The organism is Pseudomonas sp. R3-41, from assembly GCF_054161485.1.
In genome coordinates this window covers 851,989-868,575 of the sequence record NZ_CP096421.1, presented here as the reverse complement: position 1 = coordinate 868,575, position 16,587 = coordinate 851,989, and the positions used below count along the sequence as shown (strand labels likewise).

The following is a 16,587-nucleotide window of genomic DNA, read 5'->3' as shown; positions in this document are numbered from 1 at the left end:
TTAGAACGCGTCGGACGGTTGTGCCACGAGGGCAACCGACAAGCGTCGCTCGCGGCTTTTGCGGGTAATGTAATACACGAAGTAACACCAGGCGATGAATGGCAAGCCGAAGTACAGCGCCACTCGCTGTTCAGGGTCGAAGGCGATGCCGATGCACGCCAGGCTGCAGCACACCAGCGCCCCCAGCGGCACCCACGGATAACCCCGCACGCGGAACTTGAGGTCGCGGATGTCGCCGCCGTTGGCCACGTAGTGACGGCGAAAGCCGATCTGGCTCGCGGCGATGCTCATCCACACCACCACCACGGCCAGGCCGGAAATCGACACCAGCGCCAGGTAAATGGTGTCGGCGGCAAACACGCTGCTGAGCAACGACGCGGCGCCGCCGGCCATGCTGACGATGATCGCGTTGAGCGGCGTGCCCATGCGGGTCAGGGCCGAGAACTGCTTGGGCAGGTGGCCCTGGTCGCTGAGGGTCCAAAGCATGCGCGAGGCGGCGTACAAGCCGGAGTTGGCCGCCGACAACAGGGCGGTGATGATCACGAAGTTCATGATGTCGGCGGAGTATGGAATGCCGATGTAGGTGAACACCGTGACGAACGGACTCTCCACCAGACCGGCCTGTTCGCGAGGCAACAACGTCGCGAGGACGAAAATGGTCCCGACAAAAAACACCGCCAGGCGCAGCACCGTGGTGCGGATAGCGCGGGGCACGTTGCGTTGCGGATCCTTGGTTTCGCCAGCGGCGATGCCGATCAGTTCAGTGCCGGAGAAGGCGAAGGACACCGCCAGCAGCGTCATCGCAATCGGCATGAAGCCCGTAGGAAAAAGTCCTTCGCGAGTGAAGTTACTTAACCCGATGCTGTGGGCCTGGTCGATGTTCAACAGCCCGAGAATCGCACCACCACCGATCAGCAGGAACACCACCACGGTCAGCACTTTGATCAACGACAACCAGAACTCGGTCTCGGCGAACAAACGCACCGACACCACGTTGGTGAGGAACACCACGCCGGCAAACAGCGCGCTCCAGATCCACACCGGGGTGTCGGGAAACCATCGGGTCATGAGGATACCGGCGGCGGTGAACTCGGAACCGATCGCCACCGTCCACGTCAGCCAATACAGCCAGGCCACAGTGTAGCCAGTGCCGGGGCCGAGAAAGCGCGTGGCGTAGGTGCTGAAGGAACCGGTTACCGGCATCTGCACTGCCAGCTCACCGAGGCACATCATCACCATGTACACCATGAGTGCGCCGATGATGTAGGCGATCACCGCCCCCATCGGACCGGCCTGGTTGACGGTGTAGCCGGAGGTCAGGAACAGCCCGGTGCCGATCACGCCACCCAAGGCCAGCATGACGATATGGCGCGTCTGCATTTCCTGCTTGAAGCCGGTCCGCGTATTCGTTTGTTGTTCTGTTATGGACATGGTTGTTCTCATGAAATGTCAGGGCGCGCATCGACGTCTACGCGAGTCAGACAAGCGCCGCTGAGCTTTTATTATTATTCCTATTCATGAACGCCCCGCTGACAGCCTTGTCGCGGGGTATCAACTTTCAAACTTCAGCTTGCCGTCTCGGTGTGGACTTCATTGAGTTGCGGATTGAGGGTCTTTTTGACGAAGGCGAAGGCCTGTTTCAGATCGTCCAGCAGATCGTCGGTGTCTTCGATGCCCACCGAAACCCGCACCAAGCCTTCGGAGATGCCCAGGGCCAAGCGTTCTTCCAGGGTGTTCTCGACATGGCTGGTGGTGCGGGCCGGTCCGTAGATGGTTTCCACCGCGCCCAGGTTGCCGGCGCAATGGGCGAAGCGCAGGCGTGGCAGCAGCAGCTTGACCGTGTCCATGCCGCCGACCAGGACAAAACTGACGATGGCGCCGAAGCCGGACATCTGTGCACAGGCGATGGCGTGGTTCGGGTGGCTGGGCAAGCCGGGATAATTCACGGCTTCCACCAGTGGTTCGGTGCAGAGGAATTCGGCCAGGGCCCGGGCGCTGTGTTGTTGCTGGCGCATGCGCAATGCCAGGGTCTTCATGCCACGGATGATCAGGTAGGCCGAGAACGGGTCGAGGCTCGCGCCATTGATTTCCCGGTAGTGCCGCACTTGGGCCATCAAGGCTTCGCTGCCACACACCAGGCCACCGAGCACGTCGCCATGACCGCTGAGGAATTTGGTCGCGCTGTGAATCACCACGTCCACGCCCAAGGCCAGCGGGCTCTGGTTCAGCGGCGTGGCGAAGGTGTTGTCCGCCACGACCACGGCGCCGACACGCTTGGCCGCCGCCACCAGGCGCGGGATGTCGAGGATTTTCAGGGTCGGGTTGGTGGGGGTTTCCAGGTACAACACCTGGCAGCCCTTGGCGATTTCACGCTCCAGGTCGTCGTGGTCGAAGGTCTCGCACAGGGTCACCGCCACACCGGTGCGCGGCAGGAACTCTTCGAAAATCTTGTTGGTGCCGCCGTAACTGTCCTTGGTCGACACCACCCGATCGCCATGGGCCAGGAAGGTGTAGAGCACGCTGCTGATCGCCGCCATGCCACTGCTGAAGGCCACTGCGGACTCAGCCATTTCCAGCTCGCGAATCTTGGCTTCGAGGGTCTCGACGGTCGGGTTGCTCATGCGGCTGTAGATAAAACCGGGGGCCTTGCCCAGGGCGACGTCGTACCAGACGTCGATGTCGTCGTAGCCGTACGCGGCACTGGCCACGATGGGGGTTTGCGTGGCGTTGTAGGGATGCCTGACTTGCTCCCCACCCCAAACCGCCCGGGTGCCCGCGCCGGCATTATCAAGCCCTGTGCTGTCAGGTTTATTGTTCATCGAGGCTACTCACACTGAGGGGGTGGACGTTGAGCCATCCACCGGATCTGAGGGCCAATATAGGGAAAAGCCGGGCGGTCGAGAAACGATGTTATCGGTGCCAAAGGGGTGGTTTTTTTAATGGCTGGATGAAGGTCTGAGAGTATCTGCGAACACAAAAACCTGTGGGAGCGGGCTTGCTCGCGAAAGCGGTGGGTCAGTCACTGAAGGGGTGAATGTGCAATCGCTTTCGCGAGCAAGCCCGCTCCCACACTGGAAATTGTGGTGGCCTCGGGAATGCGTGAACGCCAGTCCTACAGGCGACCGCGGACTTAAAGGCTATACGAATCATCGTGGCGAGGGAGCTTGCTCCCGCTCGGCTGCGCAGCAGTCGTAAACCTACCTGGTCACCGTGTTGAATGGATTTGGGGCTGCTGCGCAGCCCAGCGGGAGCAAGCTCCCTCGCCACAGGTTCAGCCTCGATCGTTTATCAATCGTTCCCACGCTCCTGCGTGGGAATGTCGCCAGGGACGCTCTGCGTTCCGCTTCTGGATGTGACGCAGAGCGTCACGGGATGCATTCCCACGCGGGAGCGTGGGAACGATCAAACTCATAAGTTAGTTGGATAAAGGGTTAATTTTCCGAAACTCAGACTTATAAAAAGCGGAGGTCGCATAGGGCAGTCCTCCAGCTCAATCATTGTTATCGTTCCATCGATATCAATTATCGCAACTCCATCATCAGCCATGGAGATTAGAGACGCGCTTAGAAAAATCACTCCATCCTTTATGTTCAAGGAAAAACGATCACCTGAAACATCGACGTTATTGCCCCACTCAAACTCTTCATCTATCTCAAGCTCCACATCATGCTCCTCTCCGACTTTCGGAATATCGGCCGACCATGTCGCGACCGCGCTTCCGAAGTCTGTCGAAAAAGCTACTGAGATATTGCCACTGACGTTCTTCACTTCGTCTATTTTAATTTTCATTTTTTGCCCTTCGCCAAGGGAACGCGCACAACTGTATTGTTAACATTCATCAAATTCCCCTTCAACTCATACGTCCATATCTCCTCATGATAATGGTGCTTGGTTGGCTTGCTGCTCATTTCATGGACACCATAACGAATACTCTTACGTCCATCTCCAGAAACCAACCTATCTGGGTCCGGCATATTTGTTCTGGGATGAATATTCGTATAGGGCCCCACACCTAAAAATCGCTCCCACTCATCAGTAGCCTGCTGGGGCTTAATGGGTTTATTTGCGAAGACCTCCTTGTGATATCCCATTTGAGGGATATCAGAGGAAGCCTTCGGTAACTCAACTTCTCCCGCTTGAATCACCGCATCGCTGGTTGGACTCTGCTCGCCACGCAACGGCTTCTTACACCCATCCGGACAATCCACCAACCCCAACGGATCCACCCACCCCGTCGGGTTCAGGGTGTACCGATACCCATTGAGCCCACCCACCAACTTGCTCGGGTCAGGCGTTAAATAGCGGCCAGTCTCGGGATTGTAGTAGCGGTGGCGGTTGTAGTGCAGGCCGCTTTCGGGGTCGAAGTATTGGCCCTGGAAGCGCAGCGGTTGTTCAAGCTGTTCGCCGTCGCCATGCCTGAGTGCGGTGAATTTGCCGTATCCGTTGTAACGCGCCGACCAGACGATCTGGCCTACGGGGTTGGTCAGTTCCTGGGGCGTGCCCAGGTGGTCGAGGTGGTAGTAGAACGGCGTGGTGTTTTCCGGGCCTTCGCCGTCGAGCATCGCCAGCGGGCGGAAGGTGCCCGGTTCATAGACGTAGCTGCGATGATGGCGCGGGCTGTTTTCGGCGACGAGCTGGTCGCCCTGCCAGAAAAACTCCGTGGTCAGGCCGTCCACGGTCTTGCTGATGCGTCGGCCGAAGGCGTCGTAGCGGTAGGAGGTTTCGCAGCCGTCCGCCGTGGTGACGCCGATCAAGCGGTGTTGGCTGTCGTAGCGGTAGGCGCTGACCAAGGCCTGGCCGCGGCGTTCGCGGATCAGGTTGCCGAAGGCGTCGTAGTCGTAGTGGCGGTCGCCCTCCTTCAGCAGGCGGTTGCCCTTGAGGGTGGTCGGGCCGGGGCGGTCCTGCATCAGCAGGTTGCCGGCCGGGTCGTGGCTGAAGTGTTCCGGCGGTTCGCTGTGGGAAAAGTCGATGCGGGTCAGGCGATCTAGAGAATCGTACTGGTAGCTGCGGCGGTTTCGGTTGTCGGAAAGGGTTTGCAGGTTGCCCCGGGGGCTGTAGGCATAATCGCGCCAGAGCAGTTGCTGCTGTGGGTTCTGCCACGCGGTCTGGGCCTTGAGGCGGCCCTGTTCGTCGTACCTGTAGTCACTGAGCAACTGGCCTTGCTGGCGTTGCCGTTCGCGGCTGCCGTCAAAGCGGTGTTCGGTCAGGCGCGCGCCGTTGAGGTCGATGGCGGTCAGTGCGCCGCCCGGGGCGTGGTGGTAGTCGAGCTGGCTGTCGTCCGGCAGGCGCAGGTGGTTGAGGCGTCCGCAGGCATCGTAGCGATAACGCAGGGTGCCCCAGCCCTGGTGCTCAGTGATCAGCCGATCTTGAGCGTCGTATTCGAAGGCCAGCGGATGGTCGCTGCCATCATCGACGTAGACCAGCCGGCCCAGTTCGTCGTAGCGGTATTCGATGGCCTGGCCGTCGGGCAAGGTCTTGAGTTGCAGCCGCCCGGCCGCGTCGCGCTGGTAGCGGGTGACCCATTGCGAACCGTCCTCGCCGTGCTCGGTTTTCTCCAGCAGGTGGCCGTTGAGGTCGTAGGCGTAGGCGGTGCGTTGGCCGTCGAAGCCGACTTGCTGTCGGATCAAGCCGTTGGGCGTGTAGTCCAGCTGATATTGTTCGCCGGATTCGTTCTCGATCTCGGTCAGCAACAGCCGCGCCGAGTCGTAGCGGTACTTCAGCTCGCTGCCGTCGGGGTTCAGGCGACGACTGACCAGGTGCAGGTCATCGGCGTATTCGTAGCGGGTGGTCCGGCCCTGCTCGTCGCGTTCGGCGATGACCTTGCCGTAGGCGTTGTAGCTCCAGGCCCGGATGGCGCCGGTGGGCAGGGTCACTTGCAGCAGTCGGCCGACGGCGTCCCATTGGTAGTGCGTGAGGGCGCCGTGTTCGTCCCGGCGGCTGAGCAAACGTCCCAGGGCATCGTAGGAAAAATGCCGGTGACCGCCCTCGGGCAGGATTTCTTCAGTCAGTTGGCCCAGGCGACTCCAGGTGAAGCGATGTTCGCCGCCGTCCGGGTCATACTTCGCCAGCAGTTGCCCATGGGCGTCGTAGGCATATTCCGTACGCTGGCCGTCCGGGTCGATGCTGGCGATCACATCACCGTGGTCATTGCGCCGGTAAGTCCACACTGCCTTGCCACGGGAACGGGTGTGCAGGAAACCGTTGCGGTATTCGTAGGACGTCGGCGCTTCATCTGGAGGAATCAGCGCCAGCAGCCGTCCGACGTCGTCGTAGCGGTATTCACGGACCGCCCCCAGCGGGTCCTGTTCGGCGATCAACCGACCCTGTTCGTCATAGGCCTTGAGGTGTTCGCCGCCGTCGGGCTCGACCTTGCGCACCAGCCGCGCCCGGTCGTCGTGGACATACACCTCCTGGCTGCCATCCAGGTGCCGGACCGTGACGCTGCCGTCCTCGCCCCAGGTGTAGCGGCTGTCCATCTGCGCAAACGAGGCCCAATGCCGTACGCAACGGGACGCCGGCCCGACGCCTTGCCACTCCCAATAAAAACTCGCCCCGCCGGCCAATTGCCGCTGGAGGATGACGTGCTGGTCGTCGTAGTCGTAGCGTTCGCTTTCACCGGCGGCATTGATCGCTTCGATCAGTCGGAAACGTCCGTCGTAGCGGTAGGACACCAGCGTCTGCTCGGTCCGCCAGGCCTCGTCGAGGGTGATGGCCGGGTGGAAGCTCTGGTAGTCGACGGCGATCAGGTGGCGCTGTTCGTAGCGCAGGCGCAGGGAACGCCCGGCGCCGTTATCCAGGCGGCAGATGTCGCCGTGGATGTTGCGCTGGAGGGTCAGGCGGTTGTCGTAGCGGTCGCTGAGGGCGATCAGGTGGCCGTCGCGAAAATGCAGGAACGGGGCGTTTTCCCCAGGCTGTGCGACGATCAGTTCGTCCGGCTCGGCCCCCAGGTAGATTGCTGCGCGGGCCAGGCTGTTGTGGATCGCCGGGCGCTGGGTGGTGGGCAATGGAAAAAGCGTGCGACGGTTTTCCTGGTCGACCCAAGTGACCTGCTCGCCGTCGAGCTCCAGGCGATGGGCCAGGGCATGGCTCCAGCCGCGCCCGAGGCCGACGTCCAGGTCGGCGGCGCTGGTGCGGTATAAACGGGTGAAAACGAACGGCAAACGGCCGTCGAGGGTGCCATCGTCGAGGGTCAGTAGTTCTTCGCCGGTGACCATTGACACCGGGCAGCCGCTGGTCTGGGTCTGGGCGGCGGTGTCGGCGCTGTCGCCGTTGGGGTTTTTCGATTGGGCGGGGGCGTCGTCGTGGGGTTCGTGTTGGCTCAGGCGGGTAGATGGCCGGGATTTTTCCCGCGCCACGGCGGCCGGATTGCTGACGGACAAGGGGGCAGAGTGTTCAGGGGTGATGTGCAAAGGTCCGACAGGCGTCGGCTTTAAAGGCCCGCGCTGGCCGACCACCAACGGCTTGAGCACATCGGCATGCTGATTGAGCCGGTCGGGGGCGAGTTGGCCCAGTCTCAGGCTCGACGCCAGCAACCATTCCCGGGCCCGCTCCGAGCGGACCCGGCCCAATACATTACCGCTCATGCGCAGCCCCAGGCCCAGCCCCCCGGTCAAACGCATCAGCAGGAAATTGATCAGTACCGAGGCGCGCAGCTCTCCGACAACTTCGGCCGCGTACTGAGGCGGCAACATCCGCACCCAACTGTTGAACGCGGCCACGTGGACGAAGAGCAACGGCTCGTCACTCAACACCATCAGCCCTTTGGCAATCGCCTCGGAGGATGCCTTCAATAGCTGTTCAAGCTCGGCTTGAGTCAGGTACTCCAGCAGTTTTTCGCTGTTGGCCTGCAGATCCGCTAGCAGCCCGAAAACCTGCTTAACGTCGTCCCACAGTTGATGCAGGGCATTCTTGAAACCGCGCCAATCGGCTTGCTGCAACACGTCGTAGCGTTCGAGAAACCCGGCCTCGGAAAACTCCGTCCACAGCGGTTGAAACTGCTCCCACTCCGCTTTCAGCCAGCCCTCGAGTTCGTCGATCAAGCCTTGGTAAGACGCGTACAACGCCTTGACGTGATCAGCCGTGACATGGGGGAAAAAGGTGACGCGATAACGCTGGCCTCGCCAACACTCAGGCACTTCCAGGATGCCGCTTGGGCCGATCACGTGATGGATCGGCTCGCCGAAAATTTCCTGCCCCGGCGCACCACCGATGACCGGTTCCAGCATCACCGGTGTGTCGCCAATCGGCACGAAGCGCGCCGCCTGGAACATGTGCACCAGCGTCAGCGACCCAGACGCCGGACAGGCCACCACCGTGGCGCTGACGGGTGTGTCCTGGTTTTTCGGTGCCGCGAGGGACACCTCGTGACCGACCTTGAACACTTGCTCAAGATCCAGCGTCCAGCCGGCCCAGAAGCTTTCAGCCCAGGCGTCGTAGTCGTTCAGGCAGTTTCGAAAATCCTGGAAAACCGCTTCGACATCTGGCCGCTCGGGGTCCATGGCAGCCACCACCAACAAGCCAATGGTGTTGTTCGGGGCCAGGAGCTTGTCGGGGGCAAACATGCAGGAATCTCGCGGTGCAGGGACGGACGCGAGACTCTGCCGGGGATGACAGGGGAATTAAGTCAGTGGAAGAGGACGAAGGATGTAGGGCGATTCGCTAAATTTAACGCTTGGCCTTTAACCGAGCGTTTTACAACGTCCGCATCAACGCTTCGGCGTGCTGACGAAACACGACATAAGCCTCATCAAAGCTCGGGCGGACATCGCCAAAAATCAGCGGCATGAGCTTCGCGTCATACTGGCGACGAATCTGCGCATCCGAACTCGCCTGATGGAGGGCGCTCTGCATGACACTTCCCGGATCGTCAGCAAATGGAGGAAACTGCCGACCAAATTCCAGCGCATCAAACTCCACCAGGCTTTTGAATCCGATAGCGGCTCGTTCGCCGACAGCCGGATCGCCGTGGCTTATGCAGTAAACATCATAGATATGCCGCACCAATGTATCGTCCCACGGCTGGAGCATGGCTCCGGCTTGGTGTTGGGCATAACGGCGAAGAAACGAAATGACTTTCTCCGCAAGTGTTTCCTCTACCGCTACGCAGGCAATATTGCCTAATCGCCCAGACCTTGCGGCGAGTCGATTGACCAGGTATTCCAGTGGCTGCTGAGTCACTTTAAACCGTGGGGTTCGCGCAGTCAGCTCAAGACTTAGGTATGGGCGCAAACTGCTGTCATGAGGGTATTGCGGGGCATATTGCCAACGACTGGCGAAGTAGCGGTTTTCATTCCGGGCAACACGCTCTTCCACGATCTCCTCAAAACCGAGCTCGGCGAGGACATGACAAACCTGAGCCTTCAGATTGCTGAGGTGCCGCTTCTGAGCCGAGGCACTCAACACATCAAGATCATTCAGAACGATTTTTAAGTCGACGTCCTCAGACATACGCTCGATCAGTTGGTAAGCCTTCGACAGGCTTGTACCACCGCAAAACACCAGGCGAACACCGGGAAACTGCATGCCCATCAGAGCTTGCAAAGCATCCGTCACATGGACGTCTTTTTCCAGGATGCTGGCCGTCAGCAGTCCGACATCGACCTCTGCCAACACCGCATCGATTAACTCGACCTGTTCAGGCGTGATGATTTTCATAAACGACGTAACGACCACCGAAGCCGAGTTTTCGATTAATACGCCGTGACCCCGTGTCAAAAACGATGCCGGCAGGTAGCTGCAAGCTATCGCTGGCGTTGTATTCACGCGCTGCGCGTCCAGCCGTGATCTTCACGCCAAGCTTTTGCAGAACCAAAGGCGCCAAGACTTCAAGGGGACGAATGGGTATCGGCTTGCCGGTAAGCACACTGGCCTTGGCTTTTGCGAAGACACCCACACCGAGCTTGACCAATACACCGCTAGCCACCAGATGACGCAGCGCTCGGGATACCTGCGCGGGGCTGCCGAAGTCGGAAAATTCGGCGCGTAGAAACACATCGTCCTTTCGCAAGGCGATTGATCTTTTAAGCCGCTCTTCGATAATCATGACTTCCCCCCCGGACATCACCTAGCCTTAAAATACCAGTAACAAATTGTTTTATAAGGAAATTTTAATACAAACAGCGCTCATGATTTGCTCAGTATAAATCAGAGCTGGAACATCGGCCAATGCAGCCTCGGAACAGAATCGAATGCACAGCGCATATTCGTTTCAGACACAAAACCTGGGGGAACTGCAGTGAGGTTGGGAATGTGTGAACAGTTGCTCTCACAGGCTCCCCTTAACTTAAGGCGCATGAATCATCGTGGCGAGGGAGCTTGCTCCCGCTCGGCTGCGCAGTAGTCGTAAACCTACCCGGACACCGCGTTGAATGGCCTTGGGGCTGCTTCGCAGCCCAGCGGGAGCAAGCTCCCTCGCCACAGGTTTAGCGTTTTTTGCATTCTCCCAGGGGGGCTTGCGCAGAAAAACGCGCGAATAGATGCCTACCCGCACGCATTCTCAAGAAATACCCGCCTGCAACCCCTCAACCTATCGTAATCTCGCACCTGTATAAGCCCAGCCCCGCCACCGGCCGAGATCTCACCCCGATGCCCTCCATCTACCAACTCAAGCCCGCCTTTCAAAACTTGCTGCGCCCCATGGTCCAACGCCTCTACGACAACGGTGTCACCGCCAACCAGGTCACTCTGCTCGCGGGCATCGTCTCGGTGTTGGTGGGGGCGGTCATTGCCTGGTTCGCCAGCCATCCGTGGATTTTCGTCCTGGTGCCGATCTGGATGTTCCTGCGCATGGCGTTGAATGCCGTGGACGGCATGCTGGCGCGGGAGTTTGGTCAACAATCGCATCTGGGCGCCTACCTCAACGAGCTATGCGATATCATCGCCGACGTTGCCTTGATCCTGCCTTTTGCCTTGTTTGCCGATACCAGTCTTCTGCTCGTGTTGTTGGTCACGCTGTTGGCGTTGTTCAGTGAATACGCCGGCGTGCTGGGGGCGATGGTGGGGGCTTCGCGGCGGTATGACGGGCCGATGGGCAAGAGCGATCGCGCTTTTGTGTTTGGCGTGTTGGCGACCGGCATTGCCCTGGGTTGGCTCGGGGCACTCTGGATAAATGGTGTGATGGCGGTGGTTGCCGCCCTGCTGGTTTATACCTTGGTCAATCGGGTCCGTCATGGCCTGGGCCAGGTGACGGAAAACGCTCCCTCAGCATAAGGAAGTTGCAATGCGCGAAGCCCAACACCGGACATTCACCACCCACGATGGCGTGGAACTGTTCTACCAACACTGGCCGGCTATCGATGCCGCAGCGGGCGAACCCCGCCAGGCTGTGTTGTTGTTCCATCGTGGTCATGAACATTCCGGGCGCATTGCGCACCTGGTGGATGAGCTGGATTTGCCCGGGTTCGACTTCTTTGCCTGGGACGCGCGCGGCCACGGCCAGTCGCCGGGCGAACGGGGCGACAGCCCGAGTTTTGCCACCAGTGCGCGGGACGTGCAGACCTTCTGCGATCACATCGGCGCGACGCATCAGATCGACGAAGCGAACATCGCCGTGGTCGCACAAAGCGTCGGCGCGGTGATCGTGTCCACCTGGGTCCATGACTACGCACCGCGCATTCGCTCGCTGGTGCTGGCCTCGCCGGCGTTCAAGGTCAAGCTCTACGTGCCGTTCGCCCGGCCGGGCCTGGCGCTGATGCGCAAGTTCCGCGGCAATTTCTTCGTCAATAGCTACGTCAAGGCGAAATTCCTCAGCCATGACCCAGAGCGCGTGGCGTCCTACGACAGCGATCCGTTGATCACCAAGGCCATTTCGGTGAACGTGCTGCTGGGCCTGTACGAAGCCGCCGACCGCGTGGTGGCCGATGCCCAGGCGATCCAGGTGCCGACGCAGTTGTTGATCTCCGGTTCGGACTTTGTGGTGCACCGCAAACCCCAGGAGCAGTTCTTCGAACGCCTGGGCAGCCTGCACAAGGAAAAACACATTCTGCCGGGCTTCTTCCACGACACCCTCGGCGAGAAGAACCGGGCGCCGGCCGTGGCCAGCGCCCGCCGCTTCATCCTGCAAAACTTCGCCCGTCCGCTGGAGCGCCCTTCCCTGCTCGACGCCGATCGCCTGGGCGCGACCTGCGCCGAAGCCGAAACCCTGGCCACCCCGCTGCCCCACAACTCGTTGCGTGATCTTTACTGGCGCATGACCCGCGCCAGCATGCGCTTTGGCAGCAAATTGTCCGCCGGGGTGAAGCTGGGCTTCGACACCGGCTTCGACTCCGGCAGCACCCTGGACTACGTCTACCGCAACCGCCCTACCGGCACGTCGGCGCTGGGCAAGATGATCGACCAGAACTACCTGAACTCCATCGGCTGGCGCGGCATTCGCCAGCGCAAGGTGCACGTCGAAGAACTGCTGCGCCTGGCGATGGCCGAGTTGCGCGCCCAGGACCGCGAAGTGCGGATCGTCGACATCGCCGCCGGCCATGGCCGCTACATCCTCGAAGCGCTGCAAGGCGTCAGCCCGTTGCCCGAGTCGATCCTGCTGCGCGACTACAGCGACATCAACGTGCGCGACGGCAGCGCGCTGATCCTGGAAAAAGGCTTGGGCGACATCGCTCAGTTCGTCAAAGGTGATGCCTTCGACCGCCAGGATCTGGCAGCCCTGGAGCCAAAACCAACCCTCGCCGTGGTGTCGGGCCTGTACGAACTGTTCGCCGATAACCAGATGGTCGGCGGTTCCCTCGCCGGCCTGGCCGAAGCCGTGGAGCCTGGTGGCTTCCTGGTCTACACCGGCCAGCCGTGGCACCCGCAACTGGAACTGATCGCCCGCGCCCTCACCAGCCACCGCGCAGGGCAAGCCTGGGTGATGCGTCGACGCACCCAGGCGGAAATGGATCAATTGGTCGAGGCGGCGGGCTTCCGCAAGATCACCCTGCGTGTCGATGAATGGGGCATTTTCAGCGTTTCGCTGGCGCAGCGAGTGCAGTAATGAGCGCCGTCATCGCTCCGGCCCGCGAACCCGCGCTGCTCAAACCGGCGGTGCTGTGGCTGCTGTTGCTGGCGCCGCTGTTCTTCACCACCTACGGCTTCGCCACCTGGGTCACCGCCCAGCGTGACGACGTCGGCACGCTGGTGTTCGCCTGGGAAAGCCACATGCCGTTCATGGCCTGGACCATCGTGCCGTACTGGTCGATCGATCTGCTGTACGGCCTGTCCCTGCTGTTGCCCAACAGCCGCGACGAACTCAAGCGCCATGCCTTGCGCCTGCTCACGGCCCAGGTGATTGCGGTCAGTTGCTTTTTGCTCTGGCCGCTGACGTTTACCTTTCCCCGGCCGGAAATGGATGGGCTGTTCGGCTGGATGTTCGACGTGCTGGCCGGCTTCGACAAGCCGTTCAACCAGGCGCCGTCGCTGCACATCGCGCTGCTGGTGGTGCTCTGGGTCTGTTACCAGCGGCACTTGCAGGGCTTCTGGCGTTGGGTGATGCACGGTTGGTTCGCGTTGATCGGCGTGTCGGTGCTGACCACTTATCAACATCACTTCATTGACCTGCCCACGGGCGCGTTGGCCGGTTGGCTGTGCGTCTGGTTGTGGCCGCTGGATCGACCGAGTCCGCTGTCGAGTGCGCGCCTGACCGCCGATCCGGCCCGCCGACGCCTGGCCTTGCGTTATGGCCTGGGCGCGGCGGCGCTGTTCATCCCGGCGTTTGCCTTGGGCGGCGCGTGGCTCTGGCTGATCTGGCCGGCGGTCGCGGTGCTCATGGTGGAGCTGAATTACTTGATGTTCGGAGCTGATGGTTTCCAGAAGCGCGCCGATGGTCGCTTGAGTCCGGCGGTGCGTTGGTTGCTGGCGCCGTACCTGGCGGCGGCGTGGATCAATTCCCGCTGCTGGACGCGCAAGCACCCGCAGCCAGACCTGATCGCGGATAACGTCTGGCTGGGGCGAGTGCCTACGCCGATGGAATTGAAGGACAGCACGTTTACCGGCGTGCTCGACCTCTGCGCGGAACTGTCCATGGACAGCTCGAATGTCGCCTATCGTTCGTTACCGGTGCTCGACCTCACGGCGCCGACCGCCGAGCAATGCCTGAAAGCGGCAGAAGCCATCGAAAGCCTGCGCCAACATGGGCCAGTGCTGGTCTGCTGCGCCTTGGGTTATTCGCGCAGCGCCACGGCGGTGGTTGCCTGGTTGTTGCACACTGGCCGGGCAGCGAACGTTGACGCAGCGATCGTGCAGATCCAGCGCGCTCGACCGCGCATCGTCTTGCACGCGGCGCACCGTCGGGCACTGGAACAGTTATCCACAACACGGGGGAATGCTCATGATCAGTGATATGGAACTCCACACCGTGGCGAGCCTGTTGCGCCGGGGTCATTCGCTGGACCAGCTTTCTACGGGACTGACGCTGCTGGCGGCGCTGCTGGGGTTGGGGCAATGGCTGGTGGGCCTGATCGATCCGTGGTTGCTGCTGTTGAGTGCTGTGCTCCTGGTTATCGGAGTGGTGGAAAAATACTGGGCGCTGCGCGTGGCGTTCGACGCCGATCTGTTCCAGCGCATGGCCGACAGCACCCACTCCCTGGCCGAACGCACCTATGAATTGGATCAAGCCCTCACCGCGTTGGGCCTGCAACCCGCCGAACGGGCCGGGCGCCTGTGGACCGAACGACGGCACGGCGCGTTGTTGCTGCTGCGTCGGCAGTCGCGGTTGCTGGCGATACAAGTTGTCCTGGTGCTGGGCTTCATCCTGGCCAGTCCCTGGTTAGCTTCAGGTATCTAAAGAGTTTTTGTGGCGAGGGAGCTTGCTCCCGCTGGACTGCGAAGCAGTCCCAAAACCAAGCACTGCGGTGTGTCAGATTGGTTGTATTCAGCCTCTTGGGGGCTGCTGCGCAGCCCAGCGGGAGCAAGCTCCCTCGCCACAGTAATGCTTATGTTTCTCAGGACAAGGAATCCTCATGTTCGAACCCGTGGTCGCCAACCTCATCACCTCCGCCGCTCGCATGGTCACGGGCGCTCGCAGCCTGTGGCTCGGTTGCGCGCCGACGCCGGTGCAGCGGATCTACTTCGCCAACCACAGCAGCCACGGTGACTTCGTGCTGCTCTGGGCCTCGCTGCCGCCGGCGCTGCGCAAGCTCACCCGCCCGGTGGCGGGCTCTGACTATTGGCAAACCAGCCCGGTGCGCCGCTACATCATCAACCGGGTGTTCAACGGCGTGCTGGTGGACCGCGAGCGCAAGGACCCTGCGTACAACCCATTGCAGCCGATGCTCGATGCGCTGGAAAACGGCGACTCGCTGATCATCTTTCCGGAAGGCACGCGCAATCCGGAGGAAGGCCTGTTGCCCTTCAAGAGCGGGATCTATCACTTGATGAAAAACCACCCCGAGGTCGAGGTGATCCCGGTGTGGATCGCCAACCTCAACCGCGTCATGCCCAAGGGTCGTGTGCTGCCGCTGCCGTTGTTGTGCACCACCAGTTTCGGTGCGCCGCTGTGCATCGAAGAGGGTGAAAACAAAGAGCAATTCCTTGAACGCAGCCGCGCCGCGCTGCTGGCACTGGCCCCGGAGCACGTCTGACATGGATCGATATACCCTGATGTTGTTTGGCGGGATCGGCGCGATTCTGGTGCTGGCGTCGCTGATTGGTTTCATTCTCAGGCTGCGGACCAAAGGCGCGCCGAACTCGGTCATCGATAACCTCAACGCCCGGATCAACGCCTGGTGGATCATGGTCTTGGTGATCGGCGTGGCGTTCTGGCTCGGTAACGCGGCGGTCATCCTGTTGTTCTACGCGGTGTCGTTCTACGCCCTGCGGGAATTCCTGACGCTGACACCGACCCGGCGCAGTGACTACCCGGCCCTGGTGGCGGCGTTCTACCTGGCCCTGCCGCTGCAATACCTGCTGATCTACTACGACTGGTACGGGCTGTTTTCGATCTTTATCCCGGTGTATGTATTCCTGCTGCTGCCGATCCTGGCGTCCCTGGGCGGCGACAGCACGCATTTCCTCGAGCGCGCGTCGAAGGTGCAGTGGGGCTTGATGATCGCGGTGTTCTGCATTTCCTTCGTGCCCGCCCTGCTGACCCTGGACATCGCCGGTTTCGAAGGGCGCAACCTGTTGCTGATCGCCTACCTGGTGATCGTGGTGCAGCTCTCGGATGTGTTGCAGTACGTCTGCGGCAAGCTGTTCGGCAAACACAAGATCGCGCCGAACCTGTCACCCTCGAAAACCGTGGAAGGTTTTGTCGGCGGCATCTTCCTGGCCTCGCTGATCGGTGGTGCGCTGTGGTGGATCACGCCGTTCAATCCCTGGCAGTCGTTCCTCATCGCCTTGCTGATCAACCTGCTGGGCTTTGCCGGCGGCATTGTCATGTCAGCGATCAAGCGCGACCGCGGCGTCAAGGACTGGGGCCACATGATCGAAGGCCACGGCGGCATGCTCGACCGGCTGGACTCGGTGTGCTTCGCCGCGCCGATCTTCTTCCACCTGGTGCGGTACTGGTGGACTTGAAAAAGCCTGCGGCGAACCCCTGAACCTGCGGGGGTCTGTGGTGAATATCTAACCTGTGGGAGCGGGCTTGCTCGCGAAATCGGTGGGCCAGCT

At 61.0% G+C, this 16,587-nt stretch carries 12 protein-coding genes; 6 read left to right on the top strand and 6 right to left on the bottom strand.

The window, feature by feature from the left end:
- From M1D99_RS03940 to M1D99_RS03915, 6 genes are all read right to left on the bottom strand, one after another.
- A complete protein-coding gene (locus M1D99_RS03940) occupies positions 1-1,431 on the bottom strand; it encodes an amino acid permease (protein ID WP_186730268.1) in 1,431 nt (476 codons plus the stop codon).
- A 134-nt stretch (positions 1,432-1,565) separates the two neighbouring features.
- A complete protein-coding gene (locus tag M1D99_RS03935) occupies positions 1,566-2,819 on the bottom strand; it encodes a cystathionine gamma-synthase family protein (RefSeq protein WP_250964866.1) in 1,254 nt (417 codons plus the stop codon).
- Between the two features lie 589 nt (positions 2,820-3,408).
- Positions 3,409-3,789, bottom strand: coding sequence for a hypothetical protein (locus M1D99_RS03930; RefSeq protein ID WP_458131398.1), 381 nt, complete (start codon positions 3,787-3,789; stop codon positions 3,409-3,411).
- The gene (locus M1D99_RS03925; protein WP_458131397.1) at positions 3,786-8,561 is read right to left on the bottom strand and encodes an RHS repeat-associated core domain-containing protein; all 4,776 of its coding nucleotides are present in this window, start codon (positions 8,559-8,561) and stop codon (positions 3,786-3,788) included. The genes M1D99_RS03930 and M1D99_RS03925 overlap by 4 nt, the downstream gene beginning before the upstream one ends.
- A 130-nt stretch (positions 8,562-8,691) precedes the next feature.
- The gene (locus M1D99_RS03920) at positions 8,692-9,654 is read right to left on the bottom strand and encodes a nucleotidyl transferase AbiEii/AbiGii toxin family protein (protein ID WP_434574085.1); all 963 of its coding nucleotides are present in this window, start codon (positions 9,652-9,654) and stop codon (positions 8,692-8,694) included.
- Complete coding sequence (locus M1D99_RS03915) at positions 9,635-10,042, bottom strand: DUF6088 family protein (RefSeq protein WP_411385746.1); 408 nt, start codon at positions 10,040-10,042, stop codon at positions 9,635-9,637. The genes M1D99_RS03920 and M1D99_RS03915 overlap by 20 nt, the downstream gene beginning before the upstream one ends.
- 542 nt (positions 10,043-10,584) lie before the next feature.
- Here M1D99_RS03915 and M1D99_RS03910 point away from each other — a divergent pair.
- The 6 genes from M1D99_RS03910 to M1D99_RS03885 all read left to right on the top strand — a co-directional run bounded on the left by M1D99_RS03910 (position 10,585) and on the right by M1D99_RS03885 (position 16,494).
- Positions 10,585-11,208 carry a CDP-alcohol phosphatidyltransferase family protein gene (locus M1D99_RS03910; RefSeq protein ID WP_434574083.1) on the top strand — a complete coding sequence of 208 codons (624 nt, stop codon included), beginning with the start codon at positions 10,585-10,587 and terminating at the stop codon, positions 11,206-11,208.
- A 10-nt stretch (positions 11,209-11,218) separates the two neighbouring features.
- On the top strand, positions 11,219-12,976 hold the full coding sequence (locus M1D99_RS03905) for a bifunctional alpha/beta hydrolase/class I SAM-dependent methyltransferase (protein ID WP_458131396.1): 1,758 nt from the start codon (positions 11,219-11,221) through the stop codon (positions 12,974-12,976).
- The gene (locus M1D99_RS03900; protein WP_458131395.1) at positions 12,976-14,319 is read left to right on the top strand and encodes a phosphatase PAP2/dual specificity phosphatase family protein; all 1,344 of its coding nucleotides are present in this window, start codon (positions 12,976-12,978) and stop codon (positions 14,317-14,319) included. Before M1D99_RS03905 ends, M1D99_RS03900 begins: the two co-directional genes overlap by 1 nt.
- Positions 14,309-14,764, top strand: coding sequence for a hypothetical protein (locus M1D99_RS03895; RefSeq protein ID WP_434574077.1), 456 nt, complete (start codon positions 14,309-14,311; stop codon positions 14,762-14,764). The genes M1D99_RS03900 and M1D99_RS03895 overlap by 11 nt, the downstream gene beginning before the upstream one ends.
- Before the next feature lie 175 nt (positions 14,765-14,939).
- Complete coding sequence (locus M1D99_RS03890; RefSeq protein WP_458131394.1) at positions 14,940-15,560, top strand: lysophospholipid acyltransferase family protein; 621 nt, start codon at positions 14,940-14,942, stop codon at positions 15,558-15,560.
- A gap of 1 nt (position 15,561) precedes the next feature.
- Positions 15,562-16,494 (top strand): phosphatidate cytidylyltransferase, encoded by a 933-nt coding sequence (locus M1D99_RS03885; RefSeq protein WP_053125762.1) that lies wholly within the window; start codon positions 15,562-15,564, stop codon positions 16,492-16,494.
- Positions 16,495-16,587: the final 93 nt, after the last annotated feature.

Excerpts from the sequence above, each read along its gene's own strand:
- M1D99_RS03940 (WP_186730268.1), bottom strand. The coding sequence starts at position 1,431 with ATGTCCATAACAGAACAACAAACGAATACGCGGACCGGCTTCAAGCAG.
- M1D99_RS03935 (WP_250964866.1), bottom strand. The coding sequence starts at position 2,819 with ATGAACAATAAACCTGACAGCACAGGGCTTGATAATGCCGGCGCGGGC.
- M1D99_RS03930 (WP_458131398.1), bottom strand. The coding sequence starts at position 3,789 with ATGAAAATTAAAATAGACGAAGTGAAGAACGTCAGTGGCAATATCTCA.
- M1D99_RS03925 (WP_458131397.1), bottom strand. The coding sequence starts at position 8,561 with ATGTTTGCCCCCGACAAGCTCCTGGCCCCGAACAACACCATTGGCTTG.
- M1D99_RS03920 (WP_434574085.1), bottom strand. The coding sequence starts at position 9,654 with ATGAAAATCATCACGCCTGAACAGGTCGAGTTAATCGATGCGGTGTTG.
- M1D99_RS03915 (WP_411385746.1), bottom strand. The coding sequence starts at position 10,042 with ATGATTATCGAAGAGCGGCTTAAAAGATCAATCGCCTTGCGAAAGGAC.
- M1D99_RS03910 (WP_434574083.1), top strand. The coding sequence starts at position 10,585 with ATGCCCTCCATCTACCAACTCAAGCCCGCCTTTCAAAACTTGCTGCGC.
- M1D99_RS03905 (WP_458131396.1), top strand. The coding sequence starts at position 11,219 with ATGCGCGAAGCCCAACACCGGACATTCACCACCCACGATGGCGTGGAA.
- M1D99_RS03900 (WP_458131395.1), top strand. The coding sequence starts at position 12,976 with ATGAGCGCCGTCATCGCTCCGGCCCGCGAACCCGCGCTGCTCAAACCG.
- M1D99_RS03895 (WP_434574077.1), top strand. The coding sequence starts at position 14,309 with ATGATCAGTGATATGGAACTCCACACCGTGGCGAGCCTGTTGCGCCGG.
- M1D99_RS03890 (WP_458131394.1), top strand. The coding sequence starts at position 14,940 with ATGTTCGAACCCGTGGTCGCCAACCTCATCACCTCCGCCGCTCGCATG.
- M1D99_RS03885 (WP_053125762.1), top strand. The coding sequence starts at position 15,562 with ATGGATCGATATACCCTGATGTTGTTTGGCGGGATCGGCGCGATTCTG.